Source organism: Vibrio sp. 10N.261.55.A10, assembly GCF_041470825.1.
Taxonomy (GTDB): Bacteria; Pseudomonadota; Gammaproteobacteria; order Enterobacterales; family Vibrionaceae; genus Vibrio; species Vibrio crassostreae_C.
The window spans coordinates 98,631-118,741 of sequence record NZ_JBFRNC010000021.1; the positions used below are offsets into that span (position 1 = coordinate 98,631).

The following is a 20,111-nucleotide window of genomic DNA, read 5'->3' on the forward strand; positions in this document are numbered from 1 at the left end:
CTTTTGCTTGATATGTCGTTTCTAGCTTTTCGTTTGTAATTAAGATCTAAGCTCTTAGAGCTAAAGAAACGAAAACACTGAACTATAAAAAATGCCGCAACCTCGAAAGAGATTGCGGCATTTTTATTTGTGCTTTTAACTATCTAACCTTAGCTAGCTTAACTTAAGTCACGATTACTTAATGTTAAGGAATGCAGCACCACGAACGCCGCCTGAATCACCATGCTTCGCTTTGATGATCTTTGGACATTTCGCTACAGACAGTAGGTATTTAGGGATACGCTTTGGCATCTCTTCGTAGATAAGTTCGAAGTTTGAAAGACCGCCACCCAATGCAACTACGTGTGGATCAAGACCGGTAAACAGGTTCGCGAAACAGATAGCCAATAGCTCCATGAAACGATCAACGTGCTCAGCCGCTTTTGCTTCACCTTCGTTGTACGCTTGAATGATCTCGATTGCTTTCTTCTTCTCGCCGAAGTAGTGCTCGTAAATCAATTCAAAGCCACGACCTGATAGGTAGCTGTCTAGACAACCTTTCTTGCCACAACCACAACCGAGTAACGGTGCGTTGTCGCCAAGGTGGAACCAAGCATCAATAGGAAGACGCATATGGCCCAGTTCACCAGCAACGTGGTTACGACCAGAGAACACTTTGCCTTCGTAAACTAACCCGCCACCAAAACCAGTACCTAGAATTAGGCCTGCTACTGATGGTTCGTCTTTAAGCTCGTCATCCCACGCTTCTGAAAGCGCAAAGCAATTCGCATCATTTTCAATTTTCACACTACGACCAATAAGTGCTTCTAGGTCTTTACGTAGTGGTTTCCCCGTTGAAGCTGGCACGTTAACAACCAGCATTGTGCCGTCGTCAGCATCTTCCATACCAGGAAGACCAAGACCAATTTTACCTTCGCAAGAAAATTCACTGTCGTACTTCTTCACCAAACCGGCAATCGTATCAAGTAGCAGTTGATAATCTTCAGTAGGCGTTGGTACGCGTTCTGTTGCTACTCGCTCAAGTTTTTCATTGAACGCACCAAATTCAATTTTTGTGCCGCCAACATCGAAGCCGTAATACATGAAATCTCTCCAATTTTTCCCTAAATTCGGGCAAATAAATTTTTCAAATTAAACATCTAGGACGCATTATCCATAACACTCCCCCTACAAACCGTGATGGATAACAAACTTATCTCGTGTTCGAATCTGTTTGAACAACAAGTCAGCACAAAGCGGTTAAAGGTTAGAGTGACGTCTCATTTTTAGTGTGCTCTATGAAAGCGTTCAGGCTTGGTTTGGTTGGATCGGACTTATAACGCGTCTTACTTAGCATGTAGCTTTCACGAAATGTCTCAAACCACAGCTGTAAAGTCTTTGCGCCCTGCTCTTCACCAGCCTGTTTCAAAACCAAGCTCGCTACTTCTGCAGTCGAGAGATGTTGTTCGTTGTCTGACTTACGCATCATGTATTGCGAAACCGATTCTGGTTCGATCGACAACACCGGTAAGTCTTGCAGATACTCTGAACGACGGAAAATACGTCGTGCTTCACGCCAACTACCATCAATAAAGATCAGCAACAACGTCTTGTTCGAATCTCGCATCTCACCAAGGTCAGCAACCACGCGCGATTTGTCATCAGTATAATCTTCAGGAAATACCACGACAGGCTGATATTTATCGTCTTTCAGCACATCAAGCATCTCTTGATTCGGTTCAGTGCGGTGCCAAAGGTAGGCATAGCTGTCTTTAACGGTATCAAGGATTAAACGGCCGGTATTACTTGGCTTAAGTATTTCATTGTCCGATAAGATCAACATGGTCGCGACGTTCGTATTTATGTCTGGTTGATGTTCACAGATACAGCTGTCTTGTTTGATTTTACAGAACTGACATCGAACCACTTTACACCCGCGCGCGTTAAACGGCTTGGTAGAAAGAGACAAACGGTGTTGATATAAACGGTGAAAAGCGTGGATTCTCATGGACAATAACGATAAATCTAGAAAAGTGGCACGATTGTACTTACAGTGTCCCTAGAATGATAGAAGGAATTCCCATGCAAGACCCATCACTGCTTCGCCTTGTTTGTTTTATTGTCGTTTTCGGACTGTGTGCGCTTTGGGAATACCGTTTTCCACGTAAAGCACTGACTCAAAGCAAATGGTTTCGCTGGGGAAACAACTTTGCGTTAGTCGCTTTGAACAGCTTTCTATTGGCCACTATAATTCCTATCGCAGCATTTCAAGCGGCGGTTATCGCACAAGAAAACCAATGGGGTCTGTTCAATACCCTGTCACTTCCGAAAGAATTGACCATTCTGATCTGTGTATTGCTCTTGGATTGTGCCATTTACCTACAGCACTTGGTGTTTCACCGTGTTCCTTGGTTGTGGAAGCTACATCGAGTTCACCATGCGGACCTAGATATTGATGTCACAACCGGAACGCGCTTTCACCCTATTGAGATGATTCTTTCAATGCTCATCAAAGTGAGTTTGGTGATCGCACTTGGTGTGCCTGTCATTGCGGTCGTGATATTTGAAATTGTTCTTAATGCGAGTGCGATGTTTAACCACAGTAATGCACGTCTTCCGCTATGGTTCGATAAACGATTGAGAAAAGTGATTGTGACACCAGACATGCACCGCGTTCATCACTCAGTCATTGTTAAGGAAACGCACTCAAACTTTGGCTTCTTTTTATCAGTGTGGGACATCTGGTTTAAGACTTACCGCGCCCAACCCAAGCTTGGTCATGACAAGGTGCATATTGGTGTTCCCGAGATTCAAGATGGTAAAGAGCAACGGCTAGATTTAATGTTACGTCAGCCATTTGCTTCCTTCCCTCATTCGAAAGACAAGACCTAACGCCTCAAGAAAATAATAAAAAATGGCGCAAACTCATAAGAGATTGCACCATTTTTATATGCGTAGCTTCTCACCTTTCAGCGGCAATTCCCACTTCCGGACGACGTTGACACACTTACTTCAATACGTACTTATGAAGCATGGCTTGTTGGTGCCCTGCTATCTCTCCGACTTGCTCTGAACTCTCGATCATAGATTCAAGTTGCAGCTTAGTATTCTCGCCCTGCTCAGATACTCGAGTGATTGAATGGGTTACATCGACAGTCGCACGAGCTTGTTCTTCGGTAGCCACCATGATTTGCTCAACACGCCCTTTGATCTGGTTTACTGCAAATTCGATTTTCTCGAAGGCTTGTCTTACATCACCACTGGTTTGCAGTGCATTGGCCATCTCACTTCTCGATTCCGTTACAGAAGCACGTGAGCGATCGGCTGCTGCTACTAGTTCGTTCATCATGCTACGAATATTGGTGGTTTGCTGGGATGTGCCGCTCGCCAATTTACGCACTTCGTCTGCAACTACCGCAAAACCTCGACCTTGTTCACCTGCTCGCGCCGCTTCTATCGCAGCGTTCAATGCCAACAAGTTGGTGTTTTCAGCGATACCACTGATCATGTCGACCATTTCACGAATCTGTTTCACTCGACCATCCAAGTCAGCCATCGACTCTTCACTCATGCTAAGAGATTGCTCAAGCGCTTGTAATCGTTGTTGGTTAAGGCCAACCACTTGGCTGCCACTCACTGACTCATCTTCTGCTATTTGAGCATCGTCGTTCGATGCGTTAGAAATACGAGCAATCTCACCAATCGATGCTTCCAGCTCAGTAATGGTGGTGATCATATTCTGAAGTGATTCGTTCTGTTCGTTCAAGCTCGAATTGGTTTGCTCTGCAGCGTCATGGCTTACTTCAGCCGTTTGATAAAGCGTCTCACAGTTACGCGTTACTAAACGAACCGAGTCCGCGGTTGAATCAACGACCGTATTGAGTTTTGAAGTAATAACTTGCAGCTCTAGCGGCCCCAGTAATTCACTCTGTTTAGAGAAGTCATGATCTGCCAGTGAACTCAACTGTTGAGTTATGTTTTTAAGCCCTTTATTCATCCAACGGCGTAACACGAACCATGAAATCACAATGATTACCGCAATCACTAGCCCGCTGATAAACAACACACGATCAATATTGGTGATGGTTTGATTTACAACCAGTTCACTTTCATCAATCAGGTGGGAAGCGGTGGAAGACAGCTGATTCAATGTGCTAATGACGGTGTTCGCTAAGTTAATGACTTGCGTTAAGTTTTGCTCTTGCTGCTGAACCAGTTCGAGTTTCAAGAGGATTTGTTTGATTACGCCTTCTTCGGTAAAGCCTTCTTTCACCATCTCGTAAGGCGCCGTCAAGCTCGCGAACTCAGCGATATCTGGGTGCCAATCGGCAAAATCGCTGTAAGCCAAGTTCAGACCTGCGATTCGGTTTCTCAATTGACGGTATTCGTCTTGTGCTTTATCAATGTCAGATTGCATCATCAGCATCAAGAAGGTGTTCGCCATAGCAGACGCGCTGGATGTAAATCGGTTCGCTGCATCGCTCGCTTCTGGGTTGTCTTCAACCAAGAATGAGCTGATTCGATTCATTTCTGGTCCGATAGATCCAACGCCATAACGGAACTCGCCCATTTTACTGTCGATCAGATTTTGCTTACTTTGAATCTCAATCTGCGCCAGCAGTACCGTGTTGGTCATAGCTTGCAGTTGCGCCATGTCATCGACAAGGATTTGTTGTTGCTCTAAAGAGATCGCATCAGGAAAAGATTGGGAAATAAAAAGAAGTTCCTCTAGCGTGGTATTGCTCTCTGTCGCGAGTTGGTCAATTGAGCCCCTTGTGGCATTCAGTGTATCTAAGTCGGTTGATTGGGTGCTGTAAGTGAGAAGTTTTACTTGTTCTAATACGCTTTGCGTTAATTCGGCGTTATGTAGAGCAAGGGGTAATGCTTGTTCCGAGAGTGCATCAAAATGTCCCCCGACCCGTTCAACGCCCCGAATACTAACCATTGATAAAAAAGTAACAAGTAAAAGAATGGAAATAAATACAGCAGTGACGGTTTGAATGAGCGAGAATGTATAACGTGAGGGTTTTATTGATAAATTTGTGTCGGGCATGTGAAATCCAGTTTGACTACGAAAAGAGATATCCTTAAGTTAGGTCGTATACTAGAAGTCCTTGATGACGTTTTTATTTCAGTTTTTTGTCAGAAGAGTTACATATGAAAATCAGAAAAATGGCTGTAGTTACAATAACTTTAGCAACATTGGCTGCTTGTAGCTCGTCACCTTCGCCTTCTCAGCTTAGTCAAACCGCACAGAAACCCCTATCAAAGTCAGAACAATTGACTACAAACGCTTATATGAGCGTGTATGAACAGTGGAAAGGCGTGCCATACCATTTCGGTGGGACCTCATTTCGAGGTATAGATTGCTCTGCTTTTGTTCAAATCGCCGTGCAAAATGCGACTCAACAAGCTCTACCAAGAACCACAAAAGACCAGAGTAAAAAGGGAAAAGAAATTGCGTATGGGCAGGCAACAAGCGGTGACTTGGTGTTTTTCAAGACTTCGATGACGGTGCGACATGTAGGCGTTTATTTAGGAAACAACCAATTTCTACATGCCTCGACATCGAAAGGTGTCATTATTTCTAGGTTAGATAACCCTTACTGGGCATCCAAGTTTTGGCACTTTAGGCGTTTATAGCGGTTCGAAAGATAAACCGCTGAGCGAGGTAACTCTAGAAAGATACGACTTAAACGCCCGTTGTTATTATGCTGATTAATTACGACGATAAATGAGCAAACAAACCGTTAATCGTATTTAGCAACAGCAGTATCAAACAGGTTCTTCACTAACGCGATGTACTCATCGAGGAATACAATTTGTTCGTTAGTCGCTTTCTTAGCCCACACACCCGCTAATACTTCACCAAGATCCGCTACTACGGCATCTGCTTCTTTCAAAAGTTGAAAACGAACGCTCGAATGCAACTCTGGGTTTTGCTCGAAAATAGCCATGATGTTTGTTGAAATCATGTCGGTAACAATGTCTTCGACACTTTCGTTTCCAGTATCACCATTACTATTTGTAAAGACATCCAGATTAAACGATAAGTGCTCGATCAGAGCCAAATAGCCATCGGTTTCTACAACCACAATAATTCTCCGTTTTAAGCTCTAGAGCAGATTAATACGTACTTGCCTAATACTATGTAAATGAAGCTATTTGTCATCACTTTATTGCCCAAAACCACATTTAAATGATCCTAGTTAGTATTTCAGCTTAAAATTAAATCGATATAGCTTTATGTGGTATACCTGCCTACTTACGACATAAGTAAATCCACGCTAAAGAAGTGTAAGACAAACTTTGAAGCAAAGTATTGCGCCAGTTAACAATAGCCCTTTCAACTTACTCTAAAAGCTCATTTGATTTAGTCGCTAGACAATAACAAGCTCAAACCTCTTTTCCAGTTTGTGGCGTTCAAAACCGTTTCGATTGTGAGACTAGTTCCAAACTATTTCATCACGTCAGGTTTTCAATTTATGTTTGTATTTCAAAGAGCTTGAATCAGTTCGAGTTCACAATTCGGCCAATTGATTCTACGTAAGATGAAGAAGAGCTAAGAACATTGACGAGTGCGTCTATAAATTGTTCAGATTTATCCTAAACTATTTCTATTAAACAAACAGTATTTCTAACCTTCAATCTTTTTAACTTTCAGTCTTTGAGGATTTCCTATGTGGCAGGCCATTTCTCAACAACTTTCAGATACTCTTCTATTTAACTTTCAGATTACTGAACGTACCAAGGTTTCTGGTGGCGACATTAACGATTGCTATATGATCAGCGATGGTAATGAGCGTTACTTTGTGAAAGTGAATCAGCGAGAATTTTTACCTAAGTTTGAAATTGAAGCTGAGAACTTACGCTTGTTAAGAGAAACCTCCACTGTTTACGTTCCTGAGTTGGTGCTTATTGGCAAAACCAAAGAGTGCTCGTTCATTATTCTGAATTACTTGCCGACCAAACCGCTCGAGACGGGCAACAATAGCTTCGATTTCGGCGTTCAGCTTGCGCGGCTTCATCAATGGGGCGAGCAAAAAGAGTTTGGTTGCGACCAAGACAACTATATCGGCAGCACACTTCAACCCAACCCTTGGCATAAGAAATGGGGTCGCTTTTTCTCTGAGCAACGCATTGGTTTCCAACTGCAACTGCTCAAAGAGAAAGGCATCGAGTTTGGTGATATCGATGACATCGTTGATGTGGTGAATATGCGTCTTGCTGGCCACAACCCTCGCCCTTCTTTGCTTCATGGGGATCTTTGGAATGGCAATGTTGCTAACTCTGCGTTTGGCCCAATTTGCTACGACCCTGCTTGTTACTGGGGGGACCATGAGTGTGATTTGGCGTTAACTGAATTGTTTGAAGGTTTCCCTAAAGAGTTTTATGAAGGTTACCAGAGCGTCAATCCACTCGACGTTGGCTATACTGATCGGAAAGACATTTACAACTTGTACCATCTTCTTAACCACTGCAATCAATTTGGCGGCGAATATTTAGCACACACTGAAGCATGCATTCAGAAGATACAGGCCGTTTAATACCAATTACAGCTGTTTATAACCGAATACGATTGGTATCAGTTACAGTGAGGAGAATTTGCCATGCATAAATACACAGAGAAACATGTCTCCTGTCCGCATTGTGGGCACGGTATTAACATCACGCTTGATGCATCTAATGGTAGCCAAGACTTCTATGATGATTGTCCAGCGTGTTGCAATGCCATTCATTTGGATATGCAGGTTGACGAAGTAAGAGACAGAATCAACCTTTCGATTGATGCCGATGATGAACAAGTATTCTGACAATCAGTTTCTCGTTTAAACCATGATCAAAAAAGAGCACCTCACGTGCTCTTTTTTAATTTGGTCATCGGTGTGATTTTATTGCCACCGATTCAATGCGCTTAGTGGCTATTTCTGGTTCGCTAATACACGCTCGACAGTATCAACAATTGCCTGCGTTTGTGGATCGAACTCAATGTTCACTTGGTCGCCTACTTCACGGCCGCCAAACAGAGTACGATTCAGAGTTTCTGGGATCAGGTGAACAGAGAAACGGTTCTCTTCCACTTCACCAATCGTCAATGAACAACCATCAACACCAATGTAACCCTTACTCAATACGTACTTCATCGATTCTTCTGGTAGTTCGAACCAAAGTGTACGGTTGTTTTCTGTTTTAATCACATCGACTAGGTTAGCCATCAGAGTAATGTGGCCAGACATGCTATGCCCGCCAATTTCGTCACCAAACTTTGCTGCACGCTCAACATTCACTTTGTCACCAACATTCAGTTGGCCTAAGTTCGTCAATCGCAATGTCGCTTGCATTAAATCAAAAGCAATCTGGTTACCTGAAATTTCCGTTACCGTTAAGCAACAACCGTTATGAGCTACTGAAGCACCAATGGCTAATCCTTCAACCATTTCATCGCTTAGCTCAATGGTATGAGTTTGAAACGACTCTTTTTTGTTGATAGCAACCAGTGTTGCCATGCCTTGAACGATACCTGTAAACATAAGATTCCTATTTAGCATTCTAATAACAGTTTTTCATAGCAGTTATTGTGACATTTCTTTATGATTCGTCCAGTGGAAGCTTAAGATCATTGTCTCTGATTCCTTCAGAATGTCCTTTCCTACACTATTATTCTAATTTTCCCTCTTATTTGGAGTTGTTTGTGCATCGTTACAAAGAAGAATCCTCGAATCTAATCAAACTTGCGACCCCAGTTTTGATCGCATCTGTTGCACAAACTGGAATGGGTTTTGTTGATACTGTAATGGCCGGTGGCGTAAGTGCTATCGATATGGCGGCGGTTTCGATTGCAGCAAGTATCTGGCTACCATCAATCTTATTTGGTGTCGGTTTATTGATGGCGTTGGTTCCTGTCGTTGCACAGCTGAATGGTTCTGGTCGACAAGTCAAAATTCCATTTGAGATTCAACAAGGAGCGTTTTTAGCGCTCGTCATTTCCCTTCCAATCATTGGCGTACTGTTCCAGACACAATTGATATTGGAGTGGATGGACATTGAACAACTCATGGCGGAAAAGACCATCGGCTATATGAATGCGGTGATGTTTGCTGTACCTGCATTTTTGTTGTTCCAAACATTGCGAAGCTTTACGGATGGTATGTCTTTAACTAAGCCTGCGATGGTGATTGGTTTTATTGGCTTGCTATTAAACATCCCACTTAACTGGATGTTCGTATACGGAAAACTTGGTGCTCCTGCTCTGGGTGGTGTTGGCTGTGGCGTTGCAACGGCTATCGTATATTGGGTGATGTTTGCTCTGCTGTTCGCTTACGTTTTAACATCAAAGCGTTTGGCGAAAATTAACATCTTCGGTACGTTCCATAAGCCGCAACTTAAAGCTCAAATTCGTCTGTTTAGACTTGGTTTCCCAGTGGCGGCCGCTATCTTCTTCGAGGTAACTCTGTTTGCGGTGGTTTCTCTGTTAGTTGCACCATTAGGTTCATTGATTGTTGCCGCGCACCAAGTCGCGATCAACTTCTCTTCGCTGGTTTTCATGATTCCGATGAGTATCGGGGCAGCCGTGAGTATTCGTGTTGGGCATAAGTTGGGCGAAAACAACACCGAAGGCGCTAAGATAGCGACACACGTGGGTATCATTGTTGGTTTAGTGACAGCCTTAATGACAGCGGCGTTAACTGTCCTGTTCAGAGAACAGGTTGCATTACTTTACACAGAGAACACCGCGGTAATTACCGTTGCAATGCAGTTGCTGTTGTTCGCGGCGGTTTATCAATGTACTGACGCCATCCAAGTTATCGCTGCGGGTGCTCTGCGTGGCTACAAAGACATGCGTTCAATCTTCAACATCACCTTTGTGGCTTACTGGTTGCTTGGTCTTCCTATCGGTTACATCTTGGGTATGAAAGATTGGATTGTTGACCCTATGGGTGCGCACGGCTTCTGGATTGGTTTCATCGTCGGTCTAACGTCAGCCGCGATTATGCTGGGTATGCGTCTACACTGGATGCACAAGCAGGACGATGACGTTCAGTTAGAATTTAGTTCTCGCTAGATTCGTACTCGCTAAGTCGGTCTATCTGATTTCGAATAAAAAAAAGAGCTCTGATTTTCAGGGCTCTTTTTCGTTTAATGGTCAGGTAGATCGTATCTGCCTTAATATTCACTCTTCTCTCGAACAAAGCGCGCAAACTTGGGTTTTCCGTTTTGAGTAAAACCATTGTAGCGAAAGGTAATACGGCTGCCGATCTCTGGCGGTGCGAGTCTCATCTGGTCACTGAATCCGCTGCCGATATAAAATTCCACACCCTCTTCTGTGTGAACCAAAATTGAACCCATCATCCCTTTATACTTCCCTGTCCCACTCTTGTATCCAATAACTGTAGCTTCGGCATCGTGATGCCTTTTGAGCTTTAACAGGTCATTACTTCGGCCTGCTTGATAACGACTGGTGATTTTTCTAAGCATCAAACCTTCGCCATTACGCTCATCGACATTATCAAGTTGATGAAACAAAGCCTCTTCACTGTGAATTGGTACATGTTCTATGTACCTGACATGAGATTCTCCAATCACCCTTACCCAATGCAAAATGTTGTAATAGCGCTTTTGATAATCTCCCGCAGCGCCGGGCATATCAAACAGCATGAAATCGATTTGGCGCCATGCTGTGTCACTCGGCGTATGGTCGAGAACGGTAGATTGAACAAGGTGGAACTTGCCCCTTCCTGCCCACAACTCTCCTTCGAGATGGACCTTAGGTAAGTTTTCCGTAAACCACTTCGGTGAGTAAATACGATTACCATTGCGTGTATAAAGATGTTGTCCATCCCATAGAGCCCGAATCCCATCAAGTTTTTCACTCTTCCAGTATTCAGAAACATCTATGCCTTGCTGGTAGGAGTTTGCAAGCACCAAATAGTCCGGAGGTAAATAGGATGAATGAGATGAAAGCGAACACACCCATAGAGTGGCTAAAGCCAGTTTGGTTAATCTCATCATCTTCTCCGTATTAATAACTGTAGTGGTCAACAAATGCTTTTAATCGTAAGTGCTCTAACACGCAGTTAGACAATCTTTGCTAGAAGATGCGATCCACTCATCAACCTTATCTAACCCTTGCATCTATTCATTAAATTAATGACTTATGGCTCTCATATGATCCGCCGTTTTTAGTTCTCAAATTGAGAAATGCCTTTTCTCAATTTGAGATGGGAATTCACGATAAATATAAGCCATTGAAAAATAACAATATAAAAGTTGGCACATTCAGTGCAATTGTCCATACATACTGAAAAGGAGATATCGCTATGGAACTACGTAAGATTGATTTAAACACAACGACACTGACACTTTCTATTTTCGGTGATCTGGATGCAGCAGGCAGTCGTGATGCACAAACCGACATCGATGATGTGATTTCTAACGATGGTCACCCTGAAATCGAAGTTGATTTTAGTCAGGTTGAGTTTTTAGATTCATCTGGTGTTGGCGCGATTGTTTATATGTTCAAACGTCTGACTGAACGCGAGCGCAACATGCGACTTGAAAATGTGACGGGTCAACCTCTTGAAATTATGAACTTGCTGCGTATTGGCCACGCTATCCCAGTAAATTCAAAAAATCCTGCAAATTCATGAAGACCCACTAAGCTAGAAGTAACAAAAAATAATAAGAAAAATTAGAAACATAGGACGTTGGCATGAAAATACTGAAAAACTACATAGCCCTTTCTCTGTCCGCTCTCGTTCTGGGTGGCTGTACTAGCTATCCTGAACAAGGCACAGGGGGTTTGGCTGAAAGTTACGATTCTATTAACTATCAAAACTCAGACTTCTCTCCTGTCATGCCAGACGAGCCTCTTGGTCCGGAACATGGATTACGCTTTGATTGGCAGCTCGCTAAATTGCACCTTGATGCTTTGATTCAAGAAGGTGCTCGTTGGTGTTTCCCCGCTGCTGCTGTTCAAGCAATCGAAAAGCAAAATCGTATTGCTCGCGAACTTCAAGGTGGTCTACTACTGGATGCAGCCAACGACTTAGTAATCCAAAGAAAACGCCTAAATGAACTTGAGGTCCAACTGGATTACGTAACTTCACAAGCCCGCTGTGAGCCACCACAAAATGAAAATCAATTTAGAATGCAACTGTCGGTTATTGAACAGTTGTATGACCTACTTAATGTTGACAACCAATTTGCGGAAAACTCGACTGAAGTAAATCCTAAGTATATGGGAAGACTGGCCGAGGCGACCACTTTACTTAAAGAACACAAATCCCTAGACCTTGTTGTTACCGGCCATGCTGATGCAACGGGTGCCGAAGAATACAACGACAAGTTAGCACTTGGACGAGCGAAACAAGTCGAACGCTACCTGACTATTTTTGGACTAGGCGCTCAACGAATCAAAGCCGTATCTGTTGGCGAAACCGTCCCTCTTTTTGAAGGCGAATCTGACGGCACACGTTTAACTAACCGCCGAGTAAGTATCGAAGTTATCTCGCCTAAGAATGCCGAGAAAATGGGAGGTGGAATATGAAATCCTTAATCGCTTTTATCATCACCCTGTCGTTGAGCTTTGCGAATGTTGTCAATGCTAACGACGAGTTTTCAGACGCGGTTCAAGTCGGTGACCTTATCCAAGTTAATGTACCCGGTGAAAGCACCTTAAACACTGGTTTCCAGGTGGATAAGCGTGGACGTATTACCCTTCCTGAAGTAGGCGCTGTGTTTGTTGCAGGTTACGACAGCGAACAGCTTAACAAAGTCGTTCTAGAGTCGCTGGCAACCGCTTATAAAGATCTTTCGAACGCTTCAGTGTATGTAAAAGAGCAGCAAATCATTATCTATGTGCAAGGTTATGTAGAACAGCCTGGCGAATACACTCTCGCATTAGGTTCTAGCATCCAAATGGCACTTTACGCTGCGGGTGGTTTACGCCCGGGCGCGCAACTGGACAAGCTTATTCTTAAGCGAGGCGCGGATAAGAAAGAGTTTAACTACAAACGATTCCTTGATTCAGGAGACGAGTCAACATTACCTACTCTGCAATCACTGGATTCACTGTTCGTTCCAGCTTCTCCATTAGTCGGTAACATTGAACAAGAGTTCGACGCAGCAAAGCTTGCTAACTCAGGTGACAGTGCCGACTCTCGTAACTCCATCAAAGTGTTTGGTGAAGTAAACGCGCCGGGTTCGTTCACTTACAAAGAGAACACCGACCTTGTCGACGTACTTATGCGTTCGGGCGGTGTCACTCGCTATGCCAGTGTTGAGCAAATCCGAGTGATTTCGAACAACACTCCAACGCTATTCAACCTAAAACGTTACTTAGATTCTGGTGACGAAAGTCTGCTTCCAATTTTACGCCCGGGTGCGACTATTTTCGTTCCCAAGCAAGAAGAAGAGATCAAATCCGGCGCGAACATGGTTTACGTAATGGGCGAAGTCGCAGCACCTGGTGCTTTTGAAGGCAAAAGAGACGCGACCTTTATGGATATCTTGGCGAATGCGGGCGGCCCAACTCGATTTGCAGAGTCACGACAAATCCGTGTCATCAAAGCAGATGGCAGAGTGCTTAAATTCGATTTAGCGGCTTACACTGAAGGCTTACCTAACTCTAACCCTCCTAGCATCAAAGCTGGTGACGCGATTTTCGTTCCTGAGAAAACCGACATGAACGAGAAGTCTTGGTTGAAAATCACGCCAGACAGAGCAGTTAACGTGATTGGTGAGGTGAATCGACCTGGTCGTATTGAATGGTCAGATGAAATGAACTTCATGGGATTATTGGCACACGTCGGTGGCCCTACGCTACGCGCTGACACATCGAAAATCGAGGTTGTTACAGGTAGAAAGCTAGTTGTGTTTAACCTTGATGATTTTATTCGAAATGGTGCGCCACGTGACCAAATGCCACAAATTCGAGCGGGCTCTATCGTGCGTGTTCACGACTTGCCACAAGACCCTTCAGACAATAAATCACAATGGGTTCGTCAAAGCTCTGATGCTTCGATCTACATTTTTGGACAAGTGAATGCGCCTGGTCGTTACCGCTTCACCAAAGACATGCACTTCCTTGATATCTTGTCTGCGGCTGACGGTCCAACAAAGGATGCCGACATCCACAACGTTCGAGTAACGCATCGTGACAAAACCTATTCGCAAGTAAGCAAACTTAACTTATCACTGTACTTCGAAACCGGTGACGAATCGTTACTGCCAAACGTAACCACTGGCGACACGATTTACATCCCAGAGAAAGGCAAAAACTGGTTAGATACACCGAAAGAAGAAACCGTTCGTGTGCTTGGTGCGATTAACAATCCGGGGCGTTATGTGTTCAACGACAACATGACCATTCTAGATATTCTGGCAGAAGCAGCAGGACCTACCGACAATGCTTATGTAGAAAAAATTACCATCGTCAATATGTCTTGCTGCCAAGGTCAGGCTCGTACTTTTGACCTTGTTGAATTCAGCAAAACGGCGAACATTTACAACTTGCCGGTGCTACGCGCTGGTGACACGATTTACATCCCAGACCGTCGCGAAAGCTTTATTGAAAAAGCACGCGTCGGACTTGATGACATACTGCGTATCACCACCACCATCGTATTAATAGGAGCTTTATAATGACTATTTCAGCGACCCATGCCGAAGTCGAGCAACTGTATTTAGCTTCTGAACTTAACGGCCAAAAATCAATATGCGTCACCGCTTGCCATTCAGGTGACGGTGTAACATCTATTGCAACTGCATTAGCCGAGCGTTTTCTTCTTGCGGGTCATTCAACGCTTTATGTTGATCTCAACTTATTTAACCCTGCTTTCAAAGATTTGAATATGCTAGAAGATAATCAGCAAGGTCAATTGATTGAACATGTTGAATCTCAGCGTACGTTTATCGGTGTCCCTGCTCCACAAGTTGCTTCAACGCAATTGGCTTATAAAGATCCGACAACGTTACAAAAAGTGGTCAACAAATGGTTAGAAAAATACGACAGAGTCATCATTGATACCTCACCGCTTCTCAACATAAACAAAGGCAACATTCCGGCGCAGTCTGTGGCGAGTGCTTGTGACAGCACACTAATGGTTGTCGCCTATGGTGAAACGTCGAGTCACCACCTAGAACAAGCGAAAAAGCTGCTTGATGCACAAAGTATCAACCTAATGGGCTGCGTGATGAACATGAAACAAAAGCCTAGCTTTGCACAAGAGATGGTCAGACAAATCAATCGAATGAAATTCATCCCCGCTAAGCTTCGCGATAGCTTGGCAAACAAGCTGTATCAAAATGAGTTTTTGAACCTTCCGATGTAACTTTCTTTTGCTACTTTCTGGCTGTCATTAAACCATGACAGCCACCTATCCTATTAGACTTCAAGCTCCAAAAGCTCTGAATAACTCAAAACCAAATTGGGTATTTTTGGCGAAGTTATTCTTAAAAATAAGATTTTAAAAACCATTCAACGCATTTAACACACATCAATCATGGTCTTACCCCCTTTAAATTCCTTCAAAAATCAACAGCCCCACGCCTAACTTTAGCGGTAATGTGACACAGACGGTTAAAGTGCCATGTAAATCGCATCAAAGATGGAATTCGTACGATTATTCCCTAAGATTATAAATAGAGGTGGTTTTTGACGAATTTGTAATAGTTTGACAAAGTTATCCGATGGCTGTTGAAACACAGTGGATGAATTGGCAAATCACACTTCACTGACTTTGCACGTTTATCTATTCAAACTTCACCCATCCCTCCTTCTGCTCAAATGGTTCAAATACACGGAAAGGATCACCATCGAGCAATTTAGATAATCAATTTACCTTGGTTACCTTAGTTGTATTATTAAAGAGAAAGGAAACTCAATATGAAATACAAGTTAAGCTCCGTATTTTTGTTAGTAGCAGCAGCCAGCGGTAATGCTAACGCTGGAGAATGTGGCAGCGTAACAATCGCAGATATGAACTGGAACTCTGCAACACTGATCGCCAATATCGACCAATTCATCCTTGAACATGGTTATGGGTGTGATGCTGAACTTATCCCTGGCGACACTATGCCAACAGGCACGTCTATGATCGAAAAAGGCCAGCCTGATGTTGCACCTGAACTTTGGAGCAACAGCTTAAAAGACGCATTAGATAAAGGTGTTGAAGAAAAACGTCTTCGCTACGCAGGTAAAGCACTTGTGAACGGCGGCGAAGAAGGCTTTTGGGTTCCAGCTTACCTAGTAAAACAGTACCCTGAAATGGCAACCATCGAAGGCGTACGCAAAAACGCAAGCTTATTCAAACACCCTGAAGACCCAGATACATCTGCATTCTACAGCTGCCCTGCAGGCTGGAACTGTCAGATCAGCGCCGGAAACCTGTTTAATGCTCTTGAGCTAGAAAACAGCGGTTTCACGATTGTTGATCCAGGCTCGAGTGCCGGCTTATCTGGCTCTATCGCAAAAGCTTATGAACGTGAAGAAGCTTGGTTTGGTTACTACTGGGCACCGACGGCTGTGCTAGGTAAATACGACATGGTTAAAGTCGACTTTGGCAGTGGCGTTAATGAGGAAGAGTTCCTTAACTGTACCACTAAAGAAGATTGTGAATCGCCAAAAGCGACCATGTACCCGCCTTCACCTGTTCACACGATTACCACTGAAAGTTTTGCGTCACGTGCTCCTGAAGCATACGACTACTTTACTAAACGTGGTTTCACGAACGACAAAATGAACTCGCTACTTGCTTGGATGGAAGACAACCAAGCTGATGGCGAAGAAGCGAGTCTGCATTTCTTAAGTGAATTCCCAGAAGTATGGCACCCATGGGTTTCTGAAGTAGTGGCTAAGAAAGTTGAAGCAGAGCTGTAAGAGCTTGATTTAATAACAAGTAATTACGCTTCAACAATAAAACAGAAATAACGTCGCTATACTTGATGTTATTCATGATTCGGAGCCCTTTTCATTAGCGATTTTCTTATCGCATGGACAAGTGGCTCCGAACTATAAGGATATAAAATGGCTGACAGCAATTGGTTATCAAGCTTTCCAGAGATGGAACGCGGTGATTTACGAACCATAAAAAAGACGCTAGATGGCGCATACCGTGAATTTTCCCGTGAATACGGCGAAATGATTGAATCTCTCTTTGACCCTCTTCTTTCATTCCTCGTTTGGTTTGAAAAACTCCTTATCTCAACACCTTGGATTATAGTCCTGGCTGTGTGTACCAGCCTTGTCTACGCAGCAAGCCGTTCTTGGAAACTGGCTCTAGGCTGTGTTGCTTCTCTACTTCTCATTGGTTACTTTGGAATGTGGGAAGACACCATGCGGACGCTCAGTATCATCACCGTATGTACCTTGGTTTCAATATTCTTGGGCATTCCGATTGGTATTGCGATGGCTCGTTCAAATCGAGCTCAGTCAATTGTTACGCCGATGCTCGATATCATGCAAACCATGCCTGCGTTCGTTTATTTGATTCCAGTGGTAATGCTACTGGGCATCGGTAAGATTCCAGGGCTAATCGCCGTGGTTATCTACGCGATTCCACCTGTAATTCGTCTAACTAACCTAGGCATACGCTTAGTTGATAAAGAAGTCCTTGAAGCCGCTACCGCTTTCGGTGCGAGCAAAAAGCAACGCTTATGGGGTGTTCAACTTCCTCTAGCAATGCCAACGATCATGGCGGGTATTAACCAAACCATCATGATGGCACTGTCTATGGTTGTTATCGCATCCATGATTGGTGTGAAAGGCCTAGGACAACCGGTTCTCAAATCGATTACTAACCAGTACTTCACATTAGGCTTGATGAATGGTTTCGCCATCGTTGCCCTCGCAATCCTTTTTGACCGCGCTTCTCAGGCGTACGCAAGAAGAACTAATGCGCATTTAGGAGGATTCAAGCATGACTAAACCATTGATTGAAATTAGTGGTCTGTACAAGGTGTTTGGACCGAAACCAATGTCTGTTATGAACCGAGTTCAAAACGGCGAACACAAAGATCAGATTCTTGCGGATACGGGTCATACCGTTGGTTTAAAAGAGATCAACCTTGAGATTAACCGTGGTGAAATCTTCGTTATCATGGGGCTTTCTGGCTCGGGTAAATCGACGCTGATTCGCCACTTCAACCGTTTGATTGACCCGACTCAAGGTAAAATCATGGTTGAAGGCATTGATGTGATGAGCCTCAACACTAAACAGCTAGAAGAGTTCCGTCGTCATAAAATGTCGATGGTATTCCAACGCTTTGGCTTAATGCCTCATCGCACTGTGGTTGAAAACGTTGCGTACGGGTTGGAAGTACAAGGCATCAAAAAAGAAGACCGTTTAGCAAAAGCCAACGAATGGTTAGAAACCGTGGGCTTGAAAGGTTACGGCAAGCAATACCCTGCGCAACTTTCAGGTGGTCAGCAACAACGTGTTGGCCTTTCTCGCGCTCTGTGTACTAACGCTGAAATCTTGTTAATGGATGAAGCCTTTTCGGCACTCGACCCTTTGATTCGAAGTGAAATGCAAGATCAGCTTATCGAACTTCAAGAGAAGCTTCATAAGACGATTGTTTTCATCACTCATGATCTGGACGAAGCACTCCGCCTAGGCGATAGAATCGCAATTTTGAAAGACGGCGAGTTAGTACAACAAGGCACACCACATGAGATTCTGCTAAATCCAGCCGATGATTACGTGGAAGCGTTCGTGAAAGACGTAAACCGTGCTCGTGCACTGACCGTTGAAACCGTTATGCAGCCTCCTCTGTATCGAATCACATCAGAAACAATTGAAGGTGCTTTGGCACAAATGAAGATGCTTAAAAACGATTACGCTTATCACGTAACAGATGACGGCTATCAAGGCCTAGTCACACAAGAAAGTCTACAAGACGCCGTTGAAGATTCATCGGTACATGATTTTAGTGACGAGATATACGAAGAAGTCCCTGCCATCTTACCTGATGCGGTGATTGAAGAAGTGCTACCGGACACTATGTCTTGTGACTACTCTCTTCCAGTTGTTGATGAAGACGGTAATCTAAAAGGTGAACTCGAGAGAAGCGCTGTTGCTGATATCTTCTCAGAAAGTAGCGAGGAAGAAGTAGAAGCCGACCCAAAGCCAAAAATTGATAAAGCTTCGTAGTCCTACTTTTCGTGATTTAAAGCACGGCTGTTTAAATTATCATTGTTTGGGTTATCGTTATTTGAGTTATTGCTATTTAGATTAGCCTAAACTACATAACCCGCTCTAAGACCACTGTTGTTATTTCACTGCAGTGGTCTTTTTCATTTGTATCGGGCTCGTTTTCTTCTGAGATCTACCCGCACCTTAGGCTTTATAGGCACCTAAGTTTATATTTCATAAGAGAAAACAAAATAAAATCAGTCCGTTAGGTTTGTCACAAACCCAATAGCAAGATGAGTGAGATGCCAATTAAATGCTCTATTTGTACGGCAACCAGTTGAAATTATTCTAGAAAATGACTAAAACTTAATAGTATTAACAGATATTAAGCTCAATAAAAGGACTTAGTGTGATGAATTCTACTTTAGCGTCAGACGCAGCTACAAATCTAAACTCACAACAAGTGAGCGAGCTTGTCGATGAAAGCGTTCTGGAGCAAATGATTCGCGATACAAGTGCGGACATTATCCCTATCTTGATCGACCATTATGTCGAAGAATCACAAACACGCTTGGTCGCTATAAAAGAGGCAGTCACGCAGAAAGACGCTCAAACACTTGAGTTCGAGGTCCACACTCTCGGCAGCACAGCGCTTTCGTTAGGTAATCGCCCTTTGGGTGAATTAGCTCGAGCTTTAGAAAAGCTATGTTTAGAACAGAGTCATGATGCGGCATTTCGACAAGTTGATGAATTACTAGAGCTCGCAGAGCGTTCAATAAAAGCCTTGCTTGAAAGGAAAGAGGCAGGCTTCAGCTAGCTTTGCATGTTCATTATCGGTATCAGATTAAAAACTCAAAACAGTCGTTATTAATATAGTCGCCATAAGATGGGCTCCATCATGAACAGCAATGCGAGAAGTTATACAGGCCGCTTCTTAAAAGATTGCATGTGGTAGATAACAAATACACAAGACTCGTATTGATGGTTGCATATCACTAT

Annotated in this window: 19 protein-coding genes; 13 read left to right on the top strand and 6 right to left on the bottom strand. The window is 43.6% G+C overall.

The window, feature by feature from the left end; translation table 11 throughout:
* Window positions 1-174: 174 nt before the first annotated feature.
* Entirely contained in the window at window positions 175-1,083 is a 909-nt protein-coding gene (gene nagK / locus AB4274_RS06090; RefSeq protein ID WP_017068179.1) for an N-acetylglucosamine kinase, read from the bottom strand.
* Window positions 1,084-1,246: 163 nt separating this feature from the next.
* Window positions 1,247-1,993 carry a tRNA-uridine aminocarboxypropyltransferase gene (locus tag AB4274_RS06095; protein WP_372111337.1) on the bottom strand — a complete coding sequence of 249 codons (747 nt, stop codon included), beginning with the start codon at window positions 1,991-1,993 and terminating at the stop codon, window positions 1,247-1,249.
* A 68-nt stretch (window positions 1,994-2,061) separates the two neighbouring features.
* Between AB4274_RS06095 and AB4274_RS06100 the strand changes: the two genes are divergently transcribed.
* Entirely contained in the window at window positions 2,062-2,871 is an 810-nt protein-coding gene (locus tag AB4274_RS06100; RefSeq protein ID WP_017070845.1) for a sterol desaturase family protein, read from the top strand.
* A gap of 115 nt (window positions 2,872-2,986) precedes the next feature.
* Here AB4274_RS06100 and AB4274_RS06105 read toward each other — a convergent pair whose 3' ends face one another.
* Window positions 2,987-5,032, bottom strand: coding sequence for a methyl-accepting chemotaxis protein (locus AB4274_RS06105; RefSeq protein ID WP_372111339.1), 2,046 nt, complete (start codon window positions 5,030-5,032; stop codon window positions 2,987-2,989).
* 104 nt (window positions 5,033-5,136) lie between these two features.
* Between AB4274_RS06105 and AB4274_RS06110 the strand changes: the two genes are divergently transcribed.
* Complete coding sequence (locus AB4274_RS06110; protein WP_017059602.1) at window positions 5,137-5,622, top strand: C40 family peptidase; 486 nt, start codon at window positions 5,137-5,139, stop codon at window positions 5,620-5,622.
* Window positions 5,623-5,729: 107 nt separating this feature from the next.
* On the opposite strand, the gene AB4274_RS06115 is transcribed toward AB4274_RS06110, so the two are convergent.
* Window positions 5,730-6,074, bottom strand: a complete 345-nt coding sequence (locus AB4274_RS06115; protein ID WP_010440912.1) for a DUF3802 family protein — start codon at window positions 6,072-6,074, stop codon at window positions 5,730-5,732.
* 585 nt (window positions 6,075-6,659) lie between these two features.
* Between AB4274_RS06115 and AB4274_RS06120 the strand changes: the two genes are divergently transcribed.
* Window positions 6,660-7,526 (top strand): fructosamine kinase family protein, encoded by an 867-nt coding sequence (locus tag AB4274_RS06120; protein ID WP_017059601.1) that lies wholly within the window; start codon window positions 6,660-6,662, stop codon window positions 7,524-7,526.
* A gap of 63 nt (window positions 7,527-7,589) precedes the next feature.
* A complete protein-coding gene (locus tag AB4274_RS06125) occupies window positions 7,590-7,793 on the top strand; it encodes a CPXCG motif-containing cysteine-rich protein (protein WP_017059600.1) in 204 nt (67 codons plus the stop codon).
* Between the two features lie 108 nt (window positions 7,794-7,901).
* Here the strand turns inward: AB4274_RS06125 and AB4274_RS06130 are convergent, their stop codons facing one another.
* On the bottom strand, window positions 7,902-8,510 hold the full coding sequence (locus tag AB4274_RS06130; protein ID WP_017063887.1) for a riboflavin synthase: 609 nt from the start codon (window positions 8,508-8,510) through the stop codon (window positions 7,902-7,904).
* Between the two features lie 161 nt (window positions 8,511-8,671).
* Here AB4274_RS06130 and AB4274_RS06135 point away from each other — a divergent pair, with 161 nt between their 5' ends.
* Window positions 8,672-10,042 carry an MATE family efflux transporter gene (locus tag AB4274_RS06135; RefSeq protein ID WP_017059598.1) on the top strand — a complete coding sequence of 457 codons (1,371 nt, stop codon included), beginning with the start codon at window positions 8,672-8,674 and terminating at the stop codon, window positions 10,040-10,042.
* 101 nt (window positions 10,043-10,143) lie between these two features.
* On the opposite strand, the gene AB4274_RS06140 is transcribed toward AB4274_RS06135, so the two are convergent.
* Window positions 10,144-10,986 carry a DNA ligase gene (locus AB4274_RS06140; protein WP_372055915.1) on the bottom strand — a complete coding sequence of 281 codons (843 nt, stop codon included), beginning with the start codon at window positions 10,984-10,986 and terminating at the stop codon, window positions 10,144-10,146.
* A gap of 311 nt (window positions 10,987-11,297) precedes the next feature.
* On the opposite strand from AB4274_RS06140, the gene AB4274_RS06145 reads away from it, so the two are divergent.
* The 8 genes from AB4274_RS06145 to AB4274_RS06180 all read left to right on the top strand — a co-directional run bounded on the left by AB4274_RS06145 (window position 11,298) and on the right by AB4274_RS06180 (window position 19,929).
* Window positions 11,298-11,627 (top strand): STAS domain-containing protein, encoded by a 330-nt coding sequence (locus AB4274_RS06145; protein ID WP_050621341.1) that lies wholly within the window; start codon window positions 11,298-11,300, stop codon window positions 11,625-11,627.
* A gap of 62 nt (window positions 11,628-11,689) precedes the next feature.
* Complete coding sequence (locus tag AB4274_RS06150) at window positions 11,690-12,526, top strand: OmpA family protein (protein ID WP_372111341.1); 837 nt, start codon at window positions 11,690-11,692, stop codon at window positions 12,524-12,526.
* On the top strand, window positions 12,523-14,622 hold the full coding sequence (locus AB4274_RS06155; RefSeq protein WP_102320213.1) for an SLBB domain-containing protein: 2,100 nt from the start codon (window positions 12,523-12,525) through the stop codon (window positions 14,620-14,622). The genes AB4274_RS06150 and AB4274_RS06155 overlap by 4 nt, the downstream gene beginning before the upstream one ends.
* Window positions 14,622-15,311, top strand: coding sequence for a chromosome partitioning protein ParA (locus AB4274_RS06160; RefSeq protein ID WP_372111343.1), 690 nt, complete (start codon window positions 14,622-14,624; stop codon window positions 15,309-15,311). The genes AB4274_RS06155 and AB4274_RS06160 overlap by 1 nt, the downstream gene beginning before the upstream one ends.
* Window positions 15,312-15,865: 554 nt before the next feature.
* A complete protein-coding gene (locus tag AB4274_RS06165; protein ID WP_372111345.1) occupies window positions 15,866-16,858 on the top strand; it encodes an ABC transporter substrate-binding protein in 993 nt (330 codons plus the stop codon).
* Between the two features lie 147 nt (window positions 16,859-17,005).
* Complete coding sequence (locus AB4274_RS06170; protein ID WP_017059591.1) at window positions 17,006-17,905, top strand: proline/glycine betaine ABC transporter permease; 900 nt, start codon at window positions 17,006-17,008, stop codon at window positions 17,903-17,905.
* Window positions 17,898-19,130 (top strand): glycine betaine/L-proline ABC transporter ATP-binding protein, encoded by a 1,233-nt coding sequence (locus AB4274_RS06175; protein WP_017059590.1) that lies wholly within the window; start codon window positions 17,898-17,900, stop codon window positions 19,128-19,130. The genes AB4274_RS06170 and AB4274_RS06175 overlap by 8 nt, the downstream gene beginning before the upstream one ends.
* A 394-nt stretch (window positions 19,131-19,524) precedes the next feature.
* Window positions 19,525-19,929: an Hpt domain-containing protein gene (locus AB4274_RS06180; protein ID WP_017059589.1), complete on the top strand. Its 405-nt coding sequence runs from the start codon at window positions 19,525-19,527 to the stop codon at window positions 19,927-19,929.
* The last annotated feature ends 182 nt before the right edge of the window (window positions 19,930-20,111 follow it).